At 35.2% G+C, this 23,758-nt stretch carries 25 protein-coding genes and 1 tRNA gene; 8 read left to right on the forward strand and 18 right to left on the reverse strand.

Annotation, left to right across the window (positions count from 1 at the left end; genetic code table 11):
- Positions 1 to 34: 34 nt before the first annotated feature.
- From FYC62_RS09490 to FYC62_RS18025, 4 genes are read right to left on the reverse strand one after another with little or no spacing between them, the layout of a single operon-like run.
- A complete protein-coding gene (locus FYC62_RS09490; protein ID WP_149074758.1) occupies positions 35 to 1,675 on the reverse strand; it encodes a UxaA family hydrolase in 1,641 nt (546 codons plus the stop codon).
- A gap of 1 nt (position 1,676) precedes the next feature.
- Positions 1,677 to 2,009 (reverse strand): L-rhamnose mutarotase, encoded by a 333-nt coding sequence (locus FYC62_RS09495; RefSeq protein ID WP_039449146.1) that lies wholly within the window; start codon positions 2,007 to 2,009, stop codon positions 1,677 to 1,679.
- Positions 2,006 to 2,983 (reverse strand): glucose/galactose MFS transporter, encoded by a 978-nt coding sequence (gluP, locus tag FYC62_RS09500; RefSeq protein WP_317131545.1) that lies wholly within the window; start codon positions 2,981 to 2,983, stop codon positions 2,006 to 2,008. The genes FYC62_RS09495 and gluP overlap by 4 nt, the downstream gene beginning before the upstream one ends.
- Positions 2,938 to 3,258, reverse strand: a complete 321-nt coding sequence (locus tag FYC62_RS18025; RefSeq protein WP_317131483.1) for an MFS transporter — start codon at positions 3,256 to 3,258, stop codon at positions 2,938 to 2,940. Before FYC62_RS18025 ends, gluP begins: the two co-directional genes overlap by 46 nt.
- Positions 3,259 to 3,356: 98 nt before the next feature.
- Here FYC62_RS18025 and FYC62_RS09505 point away from each other — a divergent pair, with 98 nt between their 5' ends.
- Positions 3,357 to 4,085 (forward strand): IclR family transcriptional regulator, encoded by a 729-nt coding sequence (locus FYC62_RS09505; protein WP_149074759.1) that lies wholly within the window; start codon positions 3,357 to 3,359, stop codon positions 4,083 to 4,085.
- Between the two features lie 77 nt (positions 4,086 to 4,162).
- Here FYC62_RS09505 and FYC62_RS09510 read toward each other — a convergent pair whose 3' ends face one another.
- Complete coding sequence (locus FYC62_RS09510) at positions 4,163 to 4,687, reverse strand: DUF5606 family protein (protein ID WP_149074760.1); 525 nt, start codon at positions 4,685 to 4,687, stop codon at positions 4,163 to 4,165.
- A gap of 18 nt (positions 4,688 to 4,705) precedes the next feature.
- The gene (locus FYC62_RS09515) at positions 4,706 to 5,167 is read right to left on the reverse strand and encodes a peptidylprolyl isomerase (RefSeq protein ID WP_149074761.1); all 462 of its coding nucleotides are present in this window, start codon (positions 5,165 to 5,167) and stop codon (positions 4,706 to 4,708) included.
- 83 nt (positions 5,168 to 5,250) lie between these two features.
- Here FYC62_RS09515 and FYC62_RS09520 point away from each other — a divergent pair, with 83 nt between their 5' ends.
- Positions 5,251 to 6,507 carry an asparagine synthetase B gene (locus tag FYC62_RS09520; RefSeq protein WP_149074762.1) on the forward strand — a complete coding sequence of 419 codons (1,257 nt, stop codon included), beginning with the start codon at positions 5,251 to 5,253 and terminating at the stop codon, positions 6,505 to 6,507.
- Here FYC62_RS09520 and FYC62_RS09525 read toward each other — a convergent pair.
- The 4 genes from FYC62_RS09525 to FYC62_RS09540 all read right to left on the reverse strand — a co-directional run bounded on the left by FYC62_RS09525 (position 6,504) and on the right by FYC62_RS09540 (position 10,604).
- Complete coding sequence (locus tag FYC62_RS09525) at positions 6,504 to 8,552, reverse strand: putative porin (RefSeq protein WP_240534705.1); 2,049 nt, start codon at positions 8,550 to 8,552, stop codon at positions 6,504 to 6,506. The genes FYC62_RS09520 and FYC62_RS09525 overlap by 4 nt on opposite strands.
- On the reverse strand, positions 8,552 to 9,367 hold the full coding sequence (locus FYC62_RS09530) for a purine-nucleoside phosphorylase (protein WP_149074763.1): 816 nt from the start codon (positions 9,365 to 9,367) through the stop codon (positions 8,552 to 8,554). Before FYC62_RS09530 ends, FYC62_RS09525 begins: the two co-directional genes overlap by 1 nt.
- Positions 9,348 to 10,397, reverse strand: a complete 1,050-nt coding sequence (lpxK, locus tag FYC62_RS09535; protein ID WP_149074764.1) for a tetraacyldisaccharide 4'-kinase — start codon at positions 10,395 to 10,397, stop codon at positions 9,348 to 9,350. Before lpxK ends, FYC62_RS09530 begins: the two co-directional genes overlap by 20 nt.
- A gap of 131 nt (positions 10,398 to 10,528) precedes the next feature.
- Positions 10,529 to 10,604, reverse strand: a tRNA-Phe gene (locus FYC62_RS09540).
- 475 nt (positions 10,605 to 11,079) lie between these two features.
- Between FYC62_RS09540 and FYC62_RS09545 the strand changes: the two genes are divergently transcribed.
- On the forward strand, positions 11,080 to 12,381 hold the full coding sequence (locus FYC62_RS09545) for a 4Fe-4S dicluster domain-containing protein (protein ID WP_149074765.1): 1,302 nt from the start codon (positions 11,080 to 11,082) through the stop codon (positions 12,379 to 12,381).
- 80 nt (positions 12,382 to 12,461) lie between these two features.
- Positions 12,462 to 13,250: a (Fe-S)-binding protein gene (locus FYC62_RS09550; protein WP_149074766.1), complete on the forward strand. Its 789-nt coding sequence runs from the start codon at positions 12,462 to 12,464 to the stop codon at positions 13,248 to 13,250.
- 38 nt (positions 13,251 to 13,288) lie between these two features.
- On the opposite strand, the gene FYC62_RS09555 is transcribed toward FYC62_RS09550, so the two are convergent.
- Positions 13,289 to 13,510, reverse strand: coding sequence for a hypothetical protein (locus FYC62_RS09555; protein ID WP_149074767.1), 222 nt, complete (start codon positions 13,508 to 13,510; stop codon positions 13,289 to 13,291).
- Positions 13,511 to 13,566: 56 nt separating this feature from the next.
- Entirely contained in the window at positions 13,567 to 14,028 is a 462-nt protein-coding gene (locus FYC62_RS09560; protein ID WP_039449118.1) for a hypothetical protein, read from the reverse strand.
- Positions 14,029 to 14,150: 122 nt separating this feature from the next.
- Between FYC62_RS09560 and FYC62_RS09565 the strand changes: the two genes are divergently transcribed.
- Positions 14,151 to 14,636: an ABC transporter ATPase gene (locus FYC62_RS09565; RefSeq protein WP_149074768.1), complete on the forward strand. Its 486-nt coding sequence runs from the start codon at positions 14,151 to 14,153 to the stop codon at positions 14,634 to 14,636.
- Here the strand turns inward: FYC62_RS09565 and mtgA are convergent.
- From mtgA to rpsF, 4 genes are all read right to left on the reverse strand, one after another.
- Entirely contained in the window at positions 14,633 to 15,331 is a 699-nt protein-coding gene (mtgA, locus tag FYC62_RS09570; RefSeq protein WP_149074769.1) for a monofunctional biosynthetic peptidoglycan transglycosylase, read from the reverse strand. The two genes, FYC62_RS09565 and mtgA, sit on opposite strands and share 4 nt — an antisense overlap.
- Before the next feature lie 69 nt (positions 15,332 to 15,400).
- Positions 15,401 to 15,844 (reverse strand): 50S ribosomal protein L9, encoded by a 444-nt coding sequence (gene rplI, locus FYC62_RS09575; RefSeq protein ID WP_039449112.1) that lies wholly within the window; start codon positions 15,842 to 15,844, stop codon positions 15,401 to 15,403.
- Positions 15,845 to 15,857: 13 nt separating this feature from the next.
- Complete coding sequence (gene rpsR / locus FYC62_RS09580) at positions 15,858 to 16,121, reverse strand: 30S ribosomal protein S18 (RefSeq protein ID WP_026902889.1); 264 nt, start codon at positions 16,119 to 16,121, stop codon at positions 15,858 to 15,860.
- Entirely contained in the window at positions 16,121 to 16,477 is a 357-nt protein-coding gene (gene rpsF, locus FYC62_RS09585; protein WP_039449108.1) for a 30S ribosomal protein S6, read from the reverse strand. The genes rpsR and rpsF overlap by 1 nt, the downstream gene beginning before the upstream one ends.
- 324 nt (positions 16,478 to 16,801) lie before the next feature.
- Between rpsF and FYC62_RS09590 the strand changes: the two genes are divergently transcribed.
- Positions 16,802 to 18,601: a DNA polymerase III subunit gamma/tau gene (locus FYC62_RS09590; RefSeq protein ID WP_149074770.1), complete on the forward strand. Its 1,800-nt coding sequence runs from the start codon at positions 16,802 to 16,804 to the stop codon at positions 18,599 to 18,601.
- Here the strand turns inward: FYC62_RS09590 and FYC62_RS09595 are convergent, their stop codons facing one another.
- The gene (locus tag FYC62_RS09595; RefSeq protein ID WP_149074771.1) at positions 18,602 to 19,006 is read right to left on the reverse strand and encodes a hypothetical protein; all 405 of its coding nucleotides are present in this window, start codon (positions 19,004 to 19,006) and stop codon (positions 18,602 to 18,604) included. It abuts the gene before it with no gap.
- Positions 19,007 to 19,174: 168 nt separating this feature from the next.
- Between FYC62_RS09595 and FYC62_RS09600 the strand changes: the two genes are divergently transcribed.
- Together FYC62_RS09600 and FYC62_RS09605 are read left to right on the forward strand one after the other, a co-directional pair.
- Positions 19,175 to 20,401, forward strand: a complete 1,227-nt coding sequence (locus tag FYC62_RS09600) for an NADP-dependent isocitrate dehydrogenase (RefSeq protein ID WP_039449099.1) — start codon at positions 19,175 to 19,177, stop codon at positions 20,399 to 20,401.
- A 120-nt stretch (positions 20,402 to 20,521) separates the two neighbouring features.
- Complete coding sequence (locus FYC62_RS09605; protein ID WP_039449097.1) at positions 20,522 to 20,722, forward strand: YwbE family protein; 201 nt, start codon at positions 20,522 to 20,524, stop codon at positions 20,720 to 20,722.
- A 70-nt stretch (positions 20,723 to 20,792) separates the two neighbouring features.
- Here FYC62_RS09605 and FYC62_RS09610 read toward each other — a convergent pair whose 3' ends face one another.
- The gene (locus FYC62_RS09610; RefSeq protein WP_149074773.1) at positions 20,793 to 23,552 is read right to left on the reverse strand and encodes a TonB-dependent receptor; all 2,760 of its coding nucleotides are present in this window, start codon (positions 23,550 to 23,552) and stop codon (positions 20,793 to 20,795) included.
- Positions 23,553 to 23,758 lie beyond the last annotated feature (206 nt).

Here is a 23,758-nt window from a genome sequence, read left to right on the forward strand (position 1 = left end):
TCTTCTTTATTTTAATGATTACAATAATATGAACTTATAAACTTACACCTCTTTTCCAAGGGATAAAATCATCCTGATTTAAACCTACCGCCTTTGGTATTATTTCGCCGCTAGCAGCTTTGATACAATAGTCTAAAATCTCTTCTCCCATTTCTGCGATGCTTTTCTCTCCTCTAATAATAGCGCCTGTATCAATATCAATAATATCAGACATTCTTAAAGCTAAACCCGAGTTTGTAGCAACTTTAATAACCGGACAAACTGGGTTACCCGTGGGTGTACCCAAACCTGTAGTAAATAAAATTAAGGTTGCCCCGCTAGCTGCTTTTCCGGTAGTAGCCTCAACATCATTACCTGGTGTACAAACTAAATTTAAACCTGGTTTAACTGCTGGTTCTGTATAATCTAGAACATCTACCACAGGCGCTGTACCTCCTTTTTTTGCTGCTCCGGTACTTTTGATAGCATCGGTAATTAAACCGTCTTTTATATTACCCGGCGATGGATTCATGTGAAAACCAGAACCTACGGCATGTGCCTGTGCATCGTAAGTTTGCATCAAGTGGATAAACTTTTCTGCAATTTCTTTCCCTTCACAGCGGTCTATCATGTTCTGCTCTGCACCGCACAACTCTGGAAACTCGGCCAATAATACCTTAGCACCTAAGGTTACCAACAAATCTGCGGTATAACCAACCGCCGGATTAGCGGAAATTCCGCTAAAACCATCACTACCTCCACATTTAACACCTACAGTTAAAGCTGATAGAGGCGCTGGCTTTCTTCCAATTTTATTGATTTCTACCAATTGCAAGAAAGTTTGCTGTATGGCATCTTTAATGAGTTGCTCCTCGCTTTTACTTTGTTGCTGCTCAAAAACTAATAAAGGCTTATTGAAATTTGGATTGTATCGCTTTAAATCATCTAAAAAGTTTTGCGTTTGAAGATGCTGGCATCCTAAACTTAAAACCGTTACACCCGCAACATTTGGATGATTAGCGTAAGAGGCTAAAAGCTTACTCAATAACTCGGCATCTTGTCTGGTACCTCCGCAACCACCTTGGTGATTTAAGAATTTTATGCCATCAACATTTTTAAATAAACGTTCTGTAGGTTGTACGGCATTTAATTCTAAAGATAAGTTTTGGATATCTTTACCTGCTTCTAAAGCCTCTCTTAAAGCTTTTGTATAAAGTTTATACTTATCAGTTACAGCATAGCCTAAAGTATGGTGTAAAGCTTCTTTAATAACATCTAGGTTTCTGTTTTCACAGAATACTGTGGGTATAAATAACCAGTAATTTGCGGTACCTACACGCCCGTCTTCACGATGATAGCCTAAAAAAGTCTTATCAATATATTTACTTACATCTGGTTTTTCCCATTGGTAACTTACTTCTCTGTAAGCATAATCTTCTGCTGCATGTTTAAGATTGTTTACAGTCATCAAATCTCCTTCATTTACCGGAGTTTGAATTTTACCAACTAAAACACCGTACATGGTTACCTCATCACCAGGCTGCATCGTATTTAAATAAAATTTATGCTTAGCCGGAATATCCTCTTTAAGGGTTAACACGTTACCGTTAAAATCTACGGTTAAACCCTTTTCTAAATCTTGTAGCGCTACCAGCACATTATCATGTGAATGAAGCTGTAAATACTTCTTACTCATATTACTTTAAATCAAAAATCTTATCCATTAAAACCCATTTCTCTCCTTCTTTTGCAAAAGGCAAAGGTTGTTGAAAATCCCACATAAGAGTTTCCCAATCTTGTACTTTGGCATTTTTTTCATCAGCTTTTGATTTTTTATCAAAAGAGAAATTGTCATCCACCTCCATAATCATCAATAACCTGTTTCCGGTTCTATAGATTTCCATATCTCTAATACCTGCTGAAATGATACTGAAAGTAACCGCAGGCGGAACTTTTTTATGCCATGCCTCATACTCGGCAATTAACTTAGGGTCGTCTTTTAAATCGAGAGCTAAACAATATCTTTTCATTTTTTTACGGTTGAAACTTTATGACCATGAACAGCAAAGATTAAAATCACAAAAAAGCAAAATGCAGGTACAATATAACCCAGCTGGATATTACCATATAAATCACTTACATGACCAAAAATTAGAGGTAAAATAGCTCCTCCTACAATAGACATGATGATGAAACTACTTCCTAGCTTAGTGTCTTCTCCTAATTCTTTTATCCCTAAAGAGAAAATTGTTGGGAACATGATAGACATAAAAAATGCAATACCAATAACAATATAAATAGATGTTAACCCTGTGATATACATAGCTAAAACACTTAAGCCCATACATAACACGGCATAAATAGCCAGTAAAACCGGAGGCTTAACAAATTTCATAAAGAAAGTTCCTACAAAACGCCCTATCATAAAGGCCATTCCTACCCCAAAACCTGCATATTCTGCTGCTTTCATTTCAGAAATTCCGGTTGCATGGGTAGCATAAAGAATAAAGAAACTGAAGATACAAACTTGCGCTCCAACATAGAAAAATTGTGCTGCTATAGCCCAATTAAGGTGTTTGTGCCTAAAAACAGATAAAGAAGAACCAGAAGTACTTTTCTCCTCTTCTTTAATCTCCGGAAGTTTCATGAAGAAGAAAATAACGGCTAGCACTAAAATAACAGAGCCTAATATAAAGTAAGGCATTTTAACGGTTGCTGCTTCTGCGGCAAGGGCTAATTCTCTTGCTTGCGGCGTCATTAAAGCTAATTTTTCTTCGGGCAAACCTTCTGTTAAAATAATTTTAGCCCCAATGATAGGTGCTAAAGTAGCCGCCAATCCATTAAAAGATTGTGCTAAATTTAAACGTTGAGTAGCTTTCTCTGGTGGCCCCAATAAAGATGCGTAAGGGTTTGCTGCTGTTTCTAAAATGGTTAAGCCACAGGCAATAATAAAAAGTGCTACAAGAAAAAAGTATAAGATTGTAAGTTTGCCGATGGTATAAATAAATAAGAACCTACTGCAAACAACATTAAGCCTAAGATGATTCCGGCTTTATAGCCTTTTTTCTTGAGTAAAAATCCGGCTGGTAATGCCACAACAAAATAAGCTATAAACACAGCCGAGTCTACCAATGAAGCCTGTAAAGTGGTTAAACTGAAAGCTCTTTTTAAATGTGGTATTAATATAGGATCTAGATTATGAACAAAGCCCCACATGAAAAACAAAATCGTAATCATGATGAAGGCAAAATTGGTAGAGCCTTTTTTTGATGTTGTCATTTAATTTGGTTTAATAATAACTGAGCTTCAAATTAAATAAACTTATTTTTATAAAACAAAAATTTTATATTGTGGAATAAAATAGTAGTTTTGGTTGTATGATACAAGTGATAAACCGAGCGATAGACATCCTAGAATACGTAGCCAATAACCCCAAAGAGCCAAAATTAATGGGGCATATTGCTGATCACCTAAATTTAAATACCGCAACTTGTGCCAATATCATCAAGACTTTAGTAGACCGCGGCTTTTTAAAAAAAGCCGAAAAAGAAAAAGGCTATTTGCTTGGAGATAATTTTACAGAAATTGCAAGCGGCTCTTTTGGCTACAAACAACTGTTAGATAGAGCAGAACCAGAATTATTGCTTGCCCAACAAGCGCTTCAAGAAAACTGCTTGATAGCTGTATTAAAAGAAAATAAGCGCATTATCTTAAAGCATCATATTGCCAACCAACTGATACAGGCCACAACTGCTGATGAAAAAAATGCTTATGATGCCTCCACCGGCAGGTTATTAGTTGCCATGCTGCCTGATAAGGAACTAGCCCAATTTATTAAACGCTTTGGTTTACCCGATAAATCTATTTGGCCAGAAGCTTCTTCCAGAACACAATTGCTAGAGCAAATAGCCATCATTAAAAAACAAGGCTATGTCTTAATTGAAGATAGTGTGCAAGTTATTGGTATAGGAACACCTATTTACCAAAACGGGAAGGTGGTTGCAGGATTTAGTATTTATATGCCTGCTTTTAGGTTTAACCATGAAACTAAAGAATTAATGATTAAAACTGCCTTAGAAGCCGCTCGTCATATTTCTATAATTTAGTTTCATATTTATCCCTCATAGCATCAAAAAAGCCTCTAAGAAAAATCTTAGAGGCTTTTTTATTTAGAAATTAACAATTACGCTTCTTTCTTGGTTGCTTTTTTAGCAGGTGCTTTAGCAGCTTTCTCTGCTTTAGGCTTAGCTTCTTTAGCTTTGGCTGCTTGAGGTTTTTCTTCCACTACAGCTTCAACCTCTTGCACTTCTGCAACAGCTTGTTCTTCTTCTGTAAAAACTGGAAGATCTTTTAAAATATGGAACCATGATACTATCTTTTTAATATCAGAAGAGTAAACTCTAGTTTCATCATGGTTAGGCGCTACTTCAAAAAAGAATTTTCTAAGGTCTTTACCATCAACTTTGGCTTCTGGAACAACACCTTTAAAAGCTTTCATAGCCTCAAAAACGTCTTTTAATCTTAAATCTTCATCATCACCATAAATGGTAATATCTTCTAAAGATGCCAATTTAGCTGTAGACATATTAACAACTAATTTAGATTTTTGAGCATCTAAGCTTTCTAATATGAAACCCGATTTGTTTTGCCCTATTAATTTGTATAATCCCGGTTTCCCCGAAACAGCTACTAAGCCTGTTAAATTCATATCTCTTGCTGAAGCTAATTAATCTTCTACTATTTCTATGCTTAAAATTTTATCACCTTGTCTAATATCATCAACAACGTCTACATTTTCTACAACTTTACCAAAGCAAGTATGGTTACGGTCTAAATGAGCAGTATTGTTACGACTGTGGCAGATAAAAAACTGAGAACCACCAGTATTTCTTCCTGCATGCGCCATAGATAACACACCACGGTCATGATATTGGTTACCACCAGTTAACTCGCAGTCTATATGATAACCCGGACCACCACTTCCAGCTTTATATGCTGTTGCAGCGTCTTTAGAAAAAGGACAGCCGCCTTGCACTACAAAATCAGGAATAACACGGTGAAAAGTTACGCCATTGTAAAATCCTTCTTGTGCTAATTTTTTAAAGTTGGCTACTGCATTTGGTGCGTCTTCATCATAGAAGGCTACAGTCATATCTCCTTTTTCGGTTTTAATGATTGCTTTACTCATATTGTTGGTTTTAAGAATGCAAAATTAATAAAATTTTTAGCCTCCACTAATCGTTTTCATTCAATATGCTTAATTTTAGAGAAATGAAAAAAAACTTCCTCCTTTTATTGCTCCTCATTTTCACTTTTAAAAGCTTTGCAGCTTCTATTCTTATCCCCATGGATGAAGATCAGAAAAACCATTTAAAAGCTTACGGACTTACTTATTGGATTTTAAAAAACCAGCAGGAAGTAAACTGGCTATTAAATTATAGAGGTGGGAGCTTTTTAACCAATTATCAAACCACAATAGAAAAAGAACTCAAAATAAGAGGAATAAGCTATGAAGTTATTGCCGATGCTAAAGTAACAGCCATTTTTACCGAGATATCTAATCCTGAAGTGAATATGGATATCGTAAAACTTGAAAAAACTCCAAAAATTGCTGTTTATACGCCTAAAAGTAAGCTTCCTTGGGACGATGCCGTAACCATGGTTTTAACTTATGCAGAAATTCCTTACGATATTATTTATGATGAAGAGGTCTTAAACGGAAAACTTCCTGAATATGATTGGCTTCACCTACATCACGAAGATTTTACAGGGCAATACGGCAGGTTTTGGGCCAATTACCGCATGGCTACTTGGTACAGAGATGATGTGCAACAGCAAGAAACTACAGCAAAAAAAATGGGCTTTAAAAAAGTATCTCAAATGAAACTAGCTGTAGCTACTAAAATAAGAGATTTTTGCAGTGGAGGAGGTTTTCTATTTGCCATGTGTTCTGGTACTGATAGCTATGATATAGCTTTGGCTGCCGCCGGAACAGATATCTGCGAAAGCATGTTTGATGGCGACCCTGCCGATCCACAGGCTCAGCAAAAACTAAATTTCAATAACACTTTCGCTTTTCAGAATTTCCTATTGGATTTAAATCCATCTAATTACGAGTTTTCAAATATTGATGCTACCAGCTTCAGGAATATAGAAAGAACAAGAGATTTCTTTACGCTATTTGATTTTTCGGCAAAATGGGATGTTGTTCCTGCCATGCTTACTCAAAACCATGAAAAGGTTATCAAAGGTTTTATGGGGCAAACCACTTCTTTTAACAATAAAACCATTAAACCTGATGTATTGGTGATGGGCGAATTAAAAGCTGCAAATGAAGCCCGATACATTCACGGACAGTTTGGAAAAGGACAATGGACTTTCTATGGCGGCCATGATCCAGAAGATTATCAACATATCGTGGGCGATCCGCCAACAGATTTAAATCTTTACCCCAACTCTCCAGGTTACAGGCTTATTCTAAACAATATCCTTTTTCCGGCAGCTAAAAAGAAGAAACAAAAAACTTAATCGTAGAAATTCCACTTTACACCAAATTGCGCAATAGAATAAGGCATTGGGTACCTGTTAACGGTATAATAGCCATTAGAGAAAAGCCCTTTATTTACATAGTTATACCTTAAAAATAAGTTTGCTCTTTTCCAATTGGTTCTTATCCAGGCATCGGCAATAGGCCAAGTATTAAACCTTACCGCTTCACCATTATAAAACTGCCCAATAGCTGGCGCATAAGAAGGTGCGGTATATTGGCTAAAGTAACGCACATCAAAACCAAATTCGGTTTTTAAAACCTTAAAGAAATTCTGATGCATGTAAATGCTATGGAAAGTATAAACTTCTGGTGTTCTTAAAATTTGCTCAAAATCTGTTTTCTGGTAAACCAGATAATTCTCAAAAGTAAACTTGCCAAACTTAAAATCTTTACCAACACTTAATTTCAATAAGTTGATATTACTCCCTAACTGCTTAGGCTCTATGATATTATTTTCTGATGAAAAGTAAAGATGATTAGACACTAAAAAATACTCGGCTTTAGCCTGAAAATGATACTTAGGATTTAAATAAGCAAAAGATAAATTTTGTGTTTTTTGATTATCGAAATTCAAATTCCAACGGTGGTGGTTAGAGAACCAACGTTCGTAAATAATAGCAGGACTCTGATTTTGAGAGTAAGCACCTAAGACCAATCTACCGGCAGAATTGCTCAACTTTATTTCTGATTGCGCTTGATACAAGAAATCACCAATATTTCTGCCTTGGAAAATCTGTTGTAAGTCTACTTTTAAACTGGCTTTATCGCTAAAGCTATAATTTAAAGTTCCTTTTAAGCTTAAGTTCTGAAATTGAGATTGATAATTAACCTGCTTATAATCATAAAAATCTTGTACCAAACCTACGTCCAACTTCAACTCATTCTTTAAAAAAGAGAGCTTCTTCCCTCTTAAATAAAAGCTATAAGCAAATTCGTTTTTAAGATGATTTACCAAGGTAGAATCTGAAGTAGAATCTCTAAAAATATAATAGTTATTTAATACCCCAGTAGTATCAACTCCTTCATTTCTGAAAAAATATTTCTGCCTGTTATAAGTAAAATTATAGCTAACCCTTTGTGTTGGCAAAGCCGATGTACTATCTGCCGAAGCAAATCTTTGCTTACCAATATTGTAAAACTGTTTGATGTTGATGGTATTATATCGCCAGTTGTGTAGCGCTCCATCTAAACGGGTAGCTTCAAACTCGGGCTGTACTACGGTAGGTACAGTAAAAATAGAATCATTTCTGATAGAGCCATTCTCGCCACTCTTTATGGTGTTAAAAATAGCGTTTGCTAAAAGTGTATAGCGTTTATTTTTAGACTCGTACCATGTCCATAAAGAAGCATTTAAATTGTTAGCCGTTTGCCCAAAATAATAACCTTCTGTACGGTTGGTAGCATATTTTGCCCCTACATTCCAATTGGGTTTTATATTCTGACTGTGGATAACATGAAAAGCCTGTTCAGCATTTACCCCAAAAGTGGTAGATAGCATATACATTTCTGTAAACTGAGACCTGGCTTGATAATAAATAATATCTTCTGGCTTGGTTAAATACCTATCAAAAAAATGATAGCCTAAATCAAAGCCAATAGTTTTTAAGGGCTCAAACAACATCGGCCTATAAGCCAAACCCATAGCTCCGGTATTCATGGTTGGGCTTTTTGGGTCGTATAAAGGATTAAACCTATGAAAATTGGTAGTACTGGTATCTAAAGGAAATAACCTAGTGCTATCTCTTAAAAACTCTTCTTTAGTAACTTTTATAAACTTAGCTGTGTAAATAATAGAATCCTTCTTGGTTTCTAATTGCTTTCTTAAAGAATCAACACTAATTTCTTGTTTGGGTTGCGCTGGTTGCTGCTGCCCATTTGGTTGATTTTGGTTTGGATTAAGAGAAGAAGGATCATTAAATCTGGTATTACCCGTTCCAATAGTACGCGGTGTACGAATTACCTGTGCCATTAAAGGGTAATATCCAACAGCCAATAAAAGTAAAAGGAACAGCTTTTTTAACATTACACCAATAAAATTAACTGTTTTAAGATATTGGTCATGTGTGGCTCTGCCTCTGTAGCAGTTTTGATAATTTCTTCTACCGAAACAGCTTTCAACGTTTCAGGGAAACCTTCATCTGTTAAAACAGAAATGGCAAATACAGGTAATCCCATGTGGTTAGCAACAATAACTTCAGGTACAGTACTCATCCCAACAGCATCTGCACCAATAATTCTTAAATACTTATATTCTGCTCTGGTTTCTAAGTTTGGCCCTGTTACAGAAGCGTAAACACCTTTATGGCAAGTAATCTGTTCTTTTGCGGCAATAGCCAAAGCTTTTTCTATCAAATGCTTTTGATAAGGCTCGCTCATGTCTGGAAACCTCGGACCCAACTCATCAAAATTTGTTCCCGTTAGCGGATTTTCTGGCTGTAAGTTAATATGATCTTCAATAATCATTAAATCGCCTTTTTTAAAAGCCGGATTTAAAGCTCCACTTGCATTAGAAACAAACAAAGTTTTAATACCTAATAATTTTAAAACCCTTACCGGAAAAGTAATTTGTTTCATATTGTAGCCTTCATAATAGTGCAAACGCCCCTGCATAGCTACCACCTTCTTGCCAGATAATGTTCCAAATATCAATTTACCAGAGTGAAATTCTAAAGTTGAAATAGGGAAATGAGGAATATGCGAATAAGATAATTGATGCGTAACTTCAATATCATTTACCAAACCACCTAAACCTGTGCCCAAAATAATACCTATCTCTGGCTCAAAGTCGCCTATTCTTTTCTTTATAAATTCTACAGAATCATTTAACTGCTTTAACATATCTTATAATTTCTTCTTTAAAAGTCAATTCATCATGTTTAAAAACAACCTCTATAGGCCATTCATAAATAGGAAGTTGGGCCAATAGTTCTTTATCAGCCTGAGATTTTAAACGTACCGCATCCTTTTCTGTTGTAATAATGAATGCTCCTTTACCACATTTCTTAAAATCTGCTACAAGTTTAAGCATATTTTTTCGGCTGAAATGGTGATGATCTGGATAATTATGATGAATAATATGAGTGCTATACTTTTCTACTTCCTTTCGTAATAAAGCTGGCCTAGCTATACCCGTAAGTAATAAAATAGGTGTGCCGGTTGCTATTTCTTCTAAAGCCAAACCTTCGCCAGTAGCTATTCTTCTCAGTTGCTTACTGTATGCTAAGGATGAGAAAAAGATTTTTTGATAACTAGCTAAAGAAAAAGATTCCTTGATGTTTCTTTTCTCAATCTCGGATAAATCTATAGGGCATTTGGTAATGATGATGATACGGGCCCTGCTTTTACCCGCAAAAGATTCTCTATAATTTCCTGCCGGTAATAATAATTTCAAATGCTTTAAGCGATGATAATCAAACAATAAAAGATTCATCTCAGCTTTTAAAGCTCTATGCTGATAAGCATCATCTAATACTATAAGCTCATGCGTTTCTTTAAGTTTCTCCACTCCTAAAACCCTGTCTTCGCAAACAGCTACCGTTATTTCAGGAAATTTATTTTTCAATTGCTGAGGCTCATCGCCGTTTAAGGATGCGTCTTGGTTTGCTTCTACCAGCCTAAAACCTTTGGTTTTACGTCCGTAACCCCTACTTAAAGTAGCCATTTTAAAATCAGACTTTAATAGTCTGATGATATATTCTGTTAAAGGCGTCTTACCAACACCACCAACTTCTAAATTGCCAATAACTATAAGGGGTAACTTAAAAGATGTACTGTTAAACCAGTTCCAATCGTAAAATTTATTACGCAGCCAAACAATGATTCCGTAAATCAGCGAAAAGGGAAAAAGTAATAAACGGAATATGGCCATGCTATTTCTTAATAAACAAAATTAGAAAACCTAAGCATTATATCTTTTAAAGATTAAAATAAAAATCCACATGCTTACAAAAATAGCTATCAAAGCAAAAAACCCTTTCAAGATAAACTCGAAAGGGTTTCTGGTGGTATGGGCCGGGATCGAACCGGCGACACATGGATTTTCAGTCCATTGCTCTACCGACTGAGCTACCGTACCATCTTGGTGGAAACGTTGCTTCGTTTCGGGATTGCAAATGTAGCCTCTTTTTGATAAAATACAAATAATATTTTCAAATAATTACTAAACTTCTTTAAGTCACCTCTTTAAAGCTCATCAAAAAGAATTTCATCATGCATCCATACCTTAAAACCCTTACGATATTAGGCTAAAACTTTTTGTACAATAGCCAATACTTCGCCCAATATAGAATCATCCTCCTGCTCTCCGGCAAGCATCAGCTGTAAAGCTTCTTCTAGTAATTGCTCTTCCATAAATTAACTGTTTTGTATCCTAAGACGATGTTCATGAAAGCTTTGTTACAATCACAAGAAAAAAATCTTAAGGGGTATAATTCTTGATATTAAAACATTTAATACATTACACCTATTCTAGGTGAATAAGAAAATTACTATGCTTGCATAGTTTTTATGAATTTAATCTTTATATTAGCTCTATCATCAATTTAAACACTATGCTGGCACAAATTATTTTCATTTTAGCACTTATTACAGCTATTATAGCTTTTACCATTAGTATTAAGAAAATCATCAGAAATATTAATCTAGGAAAAGACATAGACCGTACAGACCATCAACCGGAGCGCTGGAAAAACATGCTTAAAGTTGCACTTGGCCAAAGTAAAATGACAGCCAGACCTGTAGCTGGTATCATGCACATACTTGTTTATGTTGGTTTTATCATCATCAATATTGAAGTTTTAGAAATTATCATAGATGGTATTTTTGGTACCCACCGGGTATTTTCTTTTTTAGGAAGCTTCTATAACTTTTTGATAGCTTCTTTTGAAATCTTAGCTTTATTAGTTCTTTTAGGCGTATTTGTTTTTTTAGCAAGAAGACTGGTCTTACAGCTTAAGCGTTTTAAAGGTATAGAGATGACTGCCTGGCCAAAATCAGATGCTATTTATATTTTAGTGATAGAGGTCTTATTAATGTCGGCCTTTTTAACCATGAATGCCGCAGATTACAAGCTACAACAAGCTGGCGTTCATCATTATACACTTGCTGGTAGTTTTCCTGTATCTCAGTTTATTCTACCTTTACTCCCTACAGATATCAATTCTTTAATTCTAATTGAGCGTTTTTGTTGGTGGTTCCACATCTTAGGTATATTGGCATTCTTAAATTACCTGCCATTCTCTAAACATTTCCATATTATTTTGGCATTTCCTAATACTTGGTATGCTAAACTTGCTCCAAAAGGCGAATTTAATAATATGGAAACCGTATCTCATGAGGTAAAAGCGATGCTAAATCCTTCTTATACACCACCTGCTATAGATGCAAATAATAAGTTTGGAGCTAAAGATGTACAAGACTTAAACTGGGTGCAATTGATGAATGCCTATACCTGTACAGAATGCGGTAGATGCACCTCTTCTTGTCCGGCTAATATAACAGGCAAACTTTTATCTCCTAGAAAAATTATGATGGATACCCGTGATAGAATGGAAGAAATTGGTAGAAACATAGATAAACACGGTAAAGATTATAACGATGGTAAAAGCTTATTAGATGACTATATCAGCAGAGAAGAAATTTGGGCTTGCACCACTTGTAACGCTTGCGTAGAAGCCTGCCCAGTAAATATAGACCCGCTTTCTATCATCTTAGATTTAAGACGCTTTGCTGTGATGGAAGAATCTAATGTAACAGGTAGCTTAAACGCGATGTTCTCTAACATCGAAAATAATGGCGCTCCTTGGAAATATTCGCCTGCAGATAGATTTAATTGGGCAAATAAAGAGGATTAGATTTTAAGATAAAAGAGTTAAGGACACTTGACGATGTTAAAGATTCTACCAAAGAAACCGATAACTAACAAAGATAACCAATGATACAAGTACCAACCATGGCAGATATGATAGCTGCGGGCGAAGAACCAGAAGTTTTATTTTGGGTAGGCTGCGCCGGTAGTTATGACGAAAGAGCACAAAGAGTTACGCAGGCTTTTGCTAAAATTTTAACCCATTGCAATATTAAATTTGCGGTATTAGGCACAGAAGAGAACTGTACCGGAGACCCTGCTAAAAGAGCAGGTAATGAATTTTTATTTCAAATGCAGGCCATGATGAATATCGAAGTTTTGAATGGTTATAACATCAAAAAAATTGTAACCGCTTGCCCACATTGCTTTAATACCATTAAAAATGAATACCCAAATTTAGGTGGTCATTATGATGTTATCCATCACACGCAATTGATACAAGAACTTATTGATGCTGGTAAGCTAAAAGCAGAAAACGGAGAATCTTTTAAAGGCAAAAAAATAACTTACCACGACCCATGTTACTTGGGCAGGGCTAATGGCGTATATGAAGCCCCTAGAAAAGTATTGGAAGTTTTAGATGCTGATTTGGTAGAAATGAAACGTTGCAAGCAAAACGGACTTTGCTGTGGAGCCGGTGGAGCGCAAATGTTTAAAGAGCCAGAGAAAGGCAAAAAAGATGTGAATATTGAAAGAATGGACGATGTTTTAGAAACTAAAGCAGAAGTTGTGGCTGTAGGTTGCCCTTTTTGTATGACGATGATGAAAGATGGCGTTAAACATTTTGAAAAAGAACAAGAAATAGAAGTCTTGGATATCGCAGAAATTACAGCCAGAAATAATAATTTGATTTAATCATTCTTCCAGCATCTTCCAAGAAGGTGCTGGATATTTTATCTACTTACGGAAATAGATTCTGCCTTTTGAGAAGGCATAGCTTTATAGTTAATCAACTTCCCCTCTTGTTTTAAACTATCTTTAGTGTTCTGATACTTCTTGAAGCTTACTTTAGTAGTTTGGATAGCATCTTTACTTAACCAAATATTCAGAATCAGGGTATGGGTAATAAGAACCATACATATTAAAACAATATAACTTATTTTACCAAACTTCATTTAATTCATAAAAACAATGTTACCAAAATAAGAAAAACTATCCATAATCCCTAATTTTAGGGATTATTTTTGGTGTTTTCTCTCAAAACATCAAAACTTTTATGGAGAGAGTTAAGTTCATCTTCAGAAATTCCCTTTAATGGAAAATTTATTTCATTCGCCATAGAGTCAACATCCCCGGAAGGGTCTTTATAACTCTGAAAGATAACAGAAGACGGCTCGCATACGACACTTAACCAACCCGACTTTTCATTTCCATAATAGTTCAATTTTTGAACTTTTTCTATTTTTACGGAATAGTATTCTGTTTTGTTACTGGCTAGTATCCTCTTGTAACGCAAAAAGCCATTGTTATTCACTTCTAAGGTAAATGACTTTGTCCCCAATAATTGGTCAGCATCATACTTTTTCAGCAGCTCTTCTATTTGCTTTCTATAAAAATTTTTATGCTCATCGGTATAATTTAGAATACCTAAGAAACTCCAGAAAATAAAACTTAAGGCATATAGTAAATTCACGCTCTAATTTAACGTAACATTTAAAAAGGATGAAATATATTTTTCCACTTATTAACTCCATATTAATGTAAACTCTTTTAATCATCCTGTACAAGACATTTAATATTATTAATTTTACGGTTATGGAATTTCACCCACTTTCTAGAGTTTGGATTTATCAATCAGACAGCGTTTTCAACAAGGCTCAAGTACAAGAGCTTGAGCAATTACTTGCAGATTTCACTGCAGATTGGCAAGCACATCAGCAACAGTTAAAAGCTGGATATGAAATAAGATACAATCGTTTCCTTGTTTTAATTGTGGATGAAAGTCAAGCTGGAGCCAGCGGTTGTTCTATTGATAAATCTGTTCATTTGATGAAAGAAATTCAGGAAAAATATCAGGTGAATCTTTTTGACAGATTTAACATCGCTTATAAAGAGCAAGAAGAAGTAAAAGCTTTAAGTCGTGAAGGTTTTGAATCTTTAATAGCAGAGGGACAGATTAACCAAAATACTATTGTTTTTAATAATCTGGTACAAAGCTATCAAGAATATCAAGAAAAGTGGGAATGTAAGTTTCTAGATAGTTGGCATAATAGGGTATTTTCTTTACCTCAGGGTATCTAAAATTTCAATTTTCCTAGGTTTCTCATATTCCTTAAAATAACACCTTGTTTGTAGTAGATATAGGCAGTTGGTTTTAGGGGTGTCCACCTTCTTGGGTTAGGTAAAACTGCCGCTAATAAAGCAGCTTCTCCTTTTAATAGGCTTTCGCAAGATTTACCATAATAAGTTTGCGTAGCGGCTTCCATACCGTAAATACCATCTCCGGTTTCTATAACATTGAGATAAACCTCTAAAATTCTTTCTTTAGACCAGAAGAGTTCAATCAGCAAGGTAAAATAAGCTTCAAAACCTTTTCTTACGTAAGACCTACCTGGCCATAGAAATACATTTTTTGCAGTTTGCTGAGATATAGTGCTACCCCCACGTATTTTTTTGCCTTTCTTATTTTTTTGATAGGCTTTTTCTATAGCTTCAAAATCAAAACCATGATGAACCAAAAACCTAGCATCTTCGGCAGCTAAAACTGCTTTTTTGAGGTTCATGGAGATCTCTTCAAAATCTTTCCATTCTTTTTTGAGCTTCCATGTTTTACCTTCTGCTTTTCTTTCAAAACCTCTTTGCAGCATCAAATAGGTAAGAGGAGGGTTTATAAATCTCAACAGGATAACCCATACGATACTGATACCTAAAAACCATAACAAGAGTCTGAGTATGATTTTAGATAACTTTTGCAGGATAGAAGATGATTTTGCCATATATGATTTCAAAAAAAATGCTTCCTGAACATGATCAGGAAGCATTTAAATTATTCATGTACCGATAAATTACTCAGCAACTACGTCAAAAGGAACTTGTACTTTAACTTCTTTGTGTAAGTTTAAATTAGCAATGTACTCACCAACAAACTTAACATCAGAATCAAAAGTAATTCTTCTTCTGTCTACATCAAAGCCTAATTTCTTTAATGCATCAGCAACCTGAATTGTGTTAACAGCACCAAAGATTTTACCGCTTTCTCCAGCTTTAGCACCAATGCTTAATCTTACATCAGTTAATCTAGCTGCAACAGCATCTGCGTCTTTCTTAATTTTTTCTTGTTTGAACTGAGCTTGTTTGATGTTCTCAGCTAAAACTTTCTTTGCCGACTCAGTAGCTAAAATAGCTTGACCTTGAGGAATTAAATAATTACGGCCGTAACCTGGCTTTACTGAAACGATATCGTCTTTCTCGCCTAGGTTTTTTACATCTTGTGTTAATATAACTTCCATCTGCTTAGCCTCCTTATTTTAAACCGTCTGTAACAAAAGGTAATATACCAATTAAACGAGCTCTTTTAACTGCTTGAGCTACTTTACGCTGGTATTTTAAAGAAGTACCCGTTAAACGACGAGGTAAAATTTTACCTTGATCATTGATGAACTTCAATAAAAAGTTGGCGTCTTTGTAATCGATATACTTGATACCATTTTTCTTAAAACGGCAGTATTTCTTTCTGTTATCCTCCACCTTGGGAGCAGTAACATATTGGATTTGATCTTGTGCCATTAGTTTGCTGCCTCCGCTTTTTTCTTGTTAAATGCGCCGTTACGTTTTTTCTCGTTATAAGCTACAGCATGTTTATCTAAACGTACTGTTAAAAATCTCATAACACGCTCGTCACGTTTTAACGCTAATTCAAATTTGCCGATAACCTCTCCTGATACCTTGTATTCAGTTAGATGATAATATCCAGTTGATTTTTTCTCAATTGGATACGCTAGTTTTTTCAAACCCCAATTATCCTCTTGGACAATTTCGGCGCCGCTATCAGTTAAAATCTGAGTGAATTTTGCAATCACTTCTTTTGCGATTTCTTCTGATAACAATGGGGTAAGAATGATAGTGGTTTCGTATTGATTCATTTCTTACTATTGTTTTACCCGATTTTACGGGACTGCAAAGGTAGAAAACATTTAGTTGATAAACAAGAGATTAAAAGGATTTTATATTAAAGAACTCCATCTGAAGATTTGGTAATACCTTCATTTTATTACTTTTCTGAATAAAAAAGTTATAAAACCAGGTAATAGTTTTACAAAAAATAAGAACTTATGCATTGGTTTAAAATTGGTCTATTAAAAATGAAAAAATTAATTTAATAAAACAAAATATAATTCAAACAAAGCTGTATGTTTAATCATTTTTAAATTGCACAATCAAATACATCTTTCTATTTTAGCACCCTGATGGAGAACTTTATAGTATCGGCTAGAAAATACAGACCTGTAACATTTGAAAGTGTTGTGGGGCAGCTGCATATCACCAATACTTTAAAGAACGCTATCAAAAACAACCAGCTTGCGCAAGCATTTTTGTTTTGCGGACCAAGAGGTGTAGGTAAAACAACTTGCGCCAGAATTTTAGCTAAAACCATCAACTGCTTGGATTTAACTCCAACAGGTGAAGCTTGTGGCACTTGTGCGTCTTGTATTTCTTTCCAAAATGGTAACTCTTTTAATTTTCATGAGCTAGATGCAGCATCAAACAATTCTGTTGATGATATCAGAAATTTAATAGACCAAGTAAGAATACCTCCACAAGCCGGAAAATATAAAGTTTATATCATAGATGAGGTTCACATGCTTTCTCAAAGTGCTTTTAATGCCTTTTTGAAAACTTTAGAAGAACCACCTTCTTACGCTATTTTCATCTTAGCAACAACAGAAAAGCACAAAATATTACCAACCATATTATCGCGTTGTCAGATATTCGACTTTAACAGGATAAAGGTTGAAGATATGGCTAAGCATTTGGCTAAAATTGCTACCAGAGAAGAGATTGCTTATGACCAAGATGGCTTACACCTGATTGCCCAAAAAGCAGATGGTGGTTTAAGAGACGCCTTATCTATGTTTGACCAAATTGTTAGTTTTTCTAACAGACAGGTTAATTATCAAGCTGTTATTGATAACCTTAATATTCTTGATTACGATTATTATTTTAAGGTGACCGAGTTTTTAATGGCACAAAACACGCCAGCCGCTTTACTTTTGTTTGATGAGATTTTAAACAATGGTTTTGATGGAAATAACTTTATCACTGGCTTAGCATCGCACTTTAGAAATATACTGGTTTGTAAAGACGCCGCTACCGTTCAATTATTAGAGGTTAGTGAGAATATTAAACAAAAATATTTGGAGCAAGCTAAATTAGCTTCAGCTTCTTTTTTAATAAGCGCTTTAAATATTGCTAACCAATGCGATTTAAATTATAAAATCAGTAAAAACCAACGCTTACAAGTTGAACTTACGCTGATTAAGATAAGCCATATTAGCCAAGCGGTAAGCTTAAGTCAAAATCCTAATGTTCAGCAAATGGCTGAGCAACTAAAAAAAAAACCTGAAAATTTAGCAATCCCTCAAGCTAGCATAAGCCCTGCTTTACCCAAACAGGAAGTTGTGGAAAAGGCAGTTCCTACTCTTCAGGAAGTAGAAAAAGTTATAGCTCCTGCTGCTGCACCACAGCCAGAAGCACCGGTTGCAGAAATTAATATCAACCCAAAAAATCTTATTCCTAAACTAGGCAATACTCTAATTCCTAATTTAAAGAATCCTACAGCTATCAAAACCAAAGAGCAGCTGGAAGACACGATAGATTACCTTACCGGTGATGCTAAGGATGATTTTACCACAGAGCAATTTATTGAGGCTTGGGGAACCTTCTCGTTTAAAGCTAAAGCTGATGGAAAAATGGGCTTAGCTACTTTAATGATGAATTATACGCCCAAATTGAAAGATGGCTATCAAATAGAATTAGAGGTTGAGAATAAATTGCAAGCCAACGAGTTGGTTAATGAGCGTATAGATGTTTTAAATTATCTGCGTAAGCAATTGAATAATTTCTCTATTACTTTAGAACCTGTGATTAACGAGAAACAGGAAGAACGTAAATTATATACCAGTAGAGATAAATACCAACATCTGGTTGAAAAAAACCCTAAACTAGAAGACTTTAGAAAAACTTTCAACCTAGATATTGATTTCTAGTTATTTCAAGAATTTAGGATAACCCTCTTCATCTAAATCATCACGATCATCTTCCGGAGTACGAGCAATTTCTTCATCTTTTTTACTAATTTTAAGATTCTCCTCCCCTGTAATGTGCATCCCTAATTTATCTGCATCATGTTCTAAAGAAGCATTTTTATCATACTCATCTCCTACATAAGGGTTAGATTCATCATAATCAGAATCAAAATCATCTGCAGCTGTATCATAAGGGTCTGGATGATCATACCCTAATTCTTTGGCTTCTTCGGGGTCAACATCTAACTCAAAACTATCTTCTTTAGGGTTGTATTTTAGATTTTGAGCCTCATTATCAACTAAATTAGACTCTTGGTTACGGTTAAATTGTTCATCGTTAGGATGACTTTCTTTTTTATTTTCCATGGCTTATTTTATTTAAGATTTATACTTAATGATGTACTATAAATATGCCAAAACATAAAAATTAAGACCTTAACATTACAAAAAACACCTTATTCAAAAGCCTGCATTAAAAATCAATTCTTATATTTACCCCTCATTTTAAGTGGGATAAACAAAAACAAATAAATAATGAGCAAAATCAAAGTTGCAAACCCTGTAGTAGAACTAGATGGTGATGAAATGACCAGAATTATCTGGAAATTCATTAAAGACAAATTGATTATTCCTTACCTAGATTTAGATATCAAATACTATGATTTAGGAATGGAATATCGTGACGAAACAAATGACCAAGTAACCATTGATGCAGCTAATGCAATTAAAGAATATGGCGTTGGTATTAAATGCGCTACCATTACTCCGGATGAAGCCAGAGTAGAAGAATTTGGTTTAAAACAAATGTGGAAGTCTCCAAACGGAACCATCAGAAATATTTTAGATGGTACGGTATTTAGAGAGCCGATTGTTTGTAAAAATGTTCCTCGTTTAGTTCCTAACTGGACTGCTCCTATTTGCATTGGTCGTCATGCTTTTGGAGACCAATACAGAGCAACTGATTTTGTTACCAAAGGAAAAGGTAAATTAACCGTTAAATTTGAAGGCGAAGACGGTAGCGTTCAAGAATTTGAAGTATTTAACTTTAAAGGAGATGGTGTTGCTTTAGCCATGTACAATACAGACGAAAGTATTAAAGGATTTGCTAGATCATGCTTTAACCAAGCTTTAAGCAAAAAATGGCCTTTATACTTATCTACTAAAAACACCATCTTAAAGAAATACGATGGTCGTTTCAAAGATATTTTCGAAGAGATTTATCAACAAGAATTTAAAGCTCAATTTGAGGCTGCTGGTATTACTTACGAGCACCGCTTAATTGATGACATGGTTGCTTCTGCCTTAAAATGGAATGGTAATTTTGTTTGGGCTTGTAAAAACTACGATGGTGACGTACAGTCTGACACCGTAGCACAAGGTTTTGGTTCTTTAGGTTTAATGACTTCTACTTTAGTTACGCCTGATGGTAAAGTTATGGAAGCGGAAGCTGCACATGGTACAGTTACCCGTCATTACCGTGATCATCAAAAAGGAAAACCTACTTCTACTAACCCTATTGCATCTATTTTTGCTTGGACTAGAGGTTTAGAATTCCGCGGTAAGTTAGATAACAACCAAGAGCTTATTAATTTCTGCCAAACTTTAGAGCAAGTTTGTGTTGAAACTGTAGAAAGTGGTAAAATGACTAAAGATTTAGCGGTATGTATCCATGGCAATAAAGTAGAACATGGTAAGCACTACTTATACACAGAAGAATTCTTAGCAGCTATTGATGAGAATTTGAAAGCTAAATTAGGCTAATCATCTAAAATGACAAGCATTGAAGTGAATTGATAGCTTGTCTCAAAATTTATAAATCCTCAACATAAAAGTTTTTTAGCTTTAGGTTGAGGATTTTTTAATGCATTTTATTTTTTAATGATGGACGGAACAGTAAGAAGTAATATTAAAATAGGCGCTTTGGTGAATATTGTTTTAAAGAAAGACCAAAGAACAGGTATCCTTACAGAAGGTATTGTGAAAAGAATCTTGACAAGCGCCCCAAAGCATCATCGTGGAATTAAAGTTATGCTGGATGATGGACAAGTTGGCCGCGTTCAGGAAATATTGGAAGAAGATTAAAAATTCATCCCCATAAAAAAAGGCTACCGATTAAAATCAGTAGCCTTTGCTATTTAGTGTGTTAGTTGTGTTATTTAATATCAACTAAAATTCCTGCAAAAATCATTCTTCCCAATTGCGGTCCACCCCAAATTTGAGTGTTGTAAGCATTGGTTAAGTTAGAACCACCAATCTGGATGGTTGATTTAGCTTTAGGAACTTTGTAAGACAAAGAAGCATCTAAAGTTCCGATGTTGTCTATTGGACCAACATCAAAAGGGAATTCATATACAAAACCTTGTTGCCATCTGTAATTAACGTTATAGCCTAATCTTTTCTTAAACTCGCCATCAATACCTAAGTTAAACTTGTTTTCTGGTGTGTTAAAGAAAGCCAAGAAACCTGTTGGTAAATCGCCAATTTTGTTATAGCTATAATTAGCATTGAAGTTTAACTCTTTTTTGTAAGCGTATCCTAAACCAACACTAACACCTTGCGTTGTTACCTCTTGTTGGCTATTAAACCAAACTTGAATGATACGGGTAGGACTTGAAGCATCATTTAAACGGTTTCTTGCTCTAACAACATTATTATCATTTGGGTCTGGAGCAGGTACCGCACCTACTGCAACAGCTATTTGTCCTGCTGTTGGTCTAGAACCATCTGTATTACCAATAAATGGTTGTGCACCAATGAAGTTATTATAATTACTTCTAAAATAAGTAATATCAAAAGTTAATTTATCTTGTATGATAGTTTTATAACCCACTTCAAAAGTAGCAACTTGCTCTAAATCTAAGCGTGGCGCAGCATAGTTAAATGCTGTAGAACCACCGGCTACTGCCGCAATGTTTGCAGCTGGACTGCCTTGAGTTAGCAAAGTAGTATTATAACCATTAAAACCGTTTCTAACATTACCTAATAATAAGGCACTACCAATATCTAAACGGATGTATTGGTCTATTTGGGTAGGACTTCTAAACGCTACACCGTAACTAGAACGGAAATTATGTTGTCTTTTTTCGCCAAAGGTATAAACCGCTGAAGCTCTTGGTGAGAATTTAGACTCGAAATTTTTAAAATCATCTAAACGAGCAGCAACTTGTAGTTTTAATGCATCGTTGAAGAAGGTTTTAGCCACCTGGCTGTAAACGCCATATTCATAGTTTTCAATTCTATCACCACCTGGGCTATCTTCAAAAACTGCCCCTTGTGATGCTAAACCAAATGCTCTGTAAGCACCACCCACAATAACATCGGCAAATTTAAATCCGAATTGGTATTGCCCACTCACATCTGTCATAACAGAATTTACTGGTAATCTTGAACCTGCTGGCTGGTTTAGCTCGGCATTGTATTTACGTAAGGCATTAAAAGAAGGAGATCCTGCTTGTGGCCAAGTTGCGCTTGCTGCTGCATAAGCTTGTGCAGGCGTTGCGCCTTGTTGTATAGCACCTCCGTAGGTAGTAAAAAACTGTTGAGTATGACTAGTATAAGGCTGGCCTGTAGTAGGATTTATAGGCAACGCTGGTAAACCTGCTGCTGTAGGATTTAAAGTAGCCATTCTAGCTCCTAAAAAGCTTAAATCATAAGTATCACCACCATTATCTTCAGTTCTGAAAGCTCTTAAAAACCATTTATCAGATTTTAACTCGGCTCTAAATTGGTCTACACTTAAGTTTTTAAAACGATACCTACTGGTAGATTGGTAAGTGGTAGTACCACCTGCTCTTTTATAATCTAAAGTCGCTTTTATCTTATCGGTAATTAAATAAGAAATGCTTGGATTAATTCTATAGCTTAAAGTTCTGTTATCGTTTGCAATTAAAGCAGTTTCAGACCATCCTGGTGTGTAAATTACCTCTCCCGGAACAATAGGAGTTGTTACACCAGCTTGTACTGTACTGATTTCCCCATAGGTATTTAAGGCATCATAACCAAAGGCAGAACCTGGCCCGTAGTTTTTAGCAGACGTAATACGCTTTGCAGATTGGTCATTGGCCATCCAGTCATCGGCAGAGAAATAAGAAGCATTAATTTTAAAAGCTAACTTATCAGTTAATTTTTTAGCATATCTGATTTGACCATCAAATAAAGACCTATTACCGCCTCTTAATTTTAATGATAAACCTTCTGTATAAAATGGATCTTTTGAGTTGGTTAACAAAACACCATTAAACGCATTTGCGCCATACAAGGCAGATGCAGGGCCATGTATAATTTCTACTGAGCTAACATCTAACTCTGCAACGCCTAGCATATTACCAGCGTTAAGGTTTAAACTTGGCACTTGCGTATCTACATAGTCGGCTAGTTGAATCATACGCTCTGATTTAGGGCTGTTAAAGCCTCTGGTAGAGATGGTAGTAAGCAACATAGAAGAGCTATTTACGTCAATACCTTGGTATCTGGCAAGGTTACTAAACATCTCTGGCCCTCCACCAGCTAAAAGTTGGTTAGAACTTACTTTAGTTACCGTTACCGGAGCCTCCAAAATACGTTCTTCAACCCTTGAGGCAGAAACCACCAATTCATCAAAATTGATACTTGCCTCTTTTAAAGTGACTTTTAAATCAGCATTGGGTTTACTTAAAGAAATCTTTTGTGTTTGGAAACCCAACATAGAAAACTCTAAAACTATTGGCCCCTTTTCAAAATTTACATTTAAGGCAAAAGCCCCGTCTCCATTGGTAGATGTTCCAACAAATGAGCCCTGTACAGTAACACTTACCCCGGGTAAAGTACTATTATCAGACGCTATAACTTTACCTTTTACGTTTTGTGCTAAAACAGGAAAGGCAAAAAATGAACAGCAAAGCATAACTATGCTTAATAGTATTCGTCTTTTCATCTTAAATTATTTTTCGTTTATATATGGTTATATTATGCAAGCATAATAAATAAAATTATAACAATTATTTGTAATATCAAATAAATTAAATCTTACTTAGGTAAATAATTATCTTACGAGCCAAAACAAAGCCAGAAATATAATTATGGTCATGATCATTTTTATATAGAATCTCCTATATGTATATCGTAAACCATACAAAATTG

The organism is Pedobacter aquae (genome assembly GCF_008195825.1).
Classification (GTDB): domain Bacteria; phylum Bacteroidota; class Bacteroidia; order Sphingobacteriales; family Sphingobacteriaceae; genus Pseudopedobacter; species Pseudopedobacter aquae.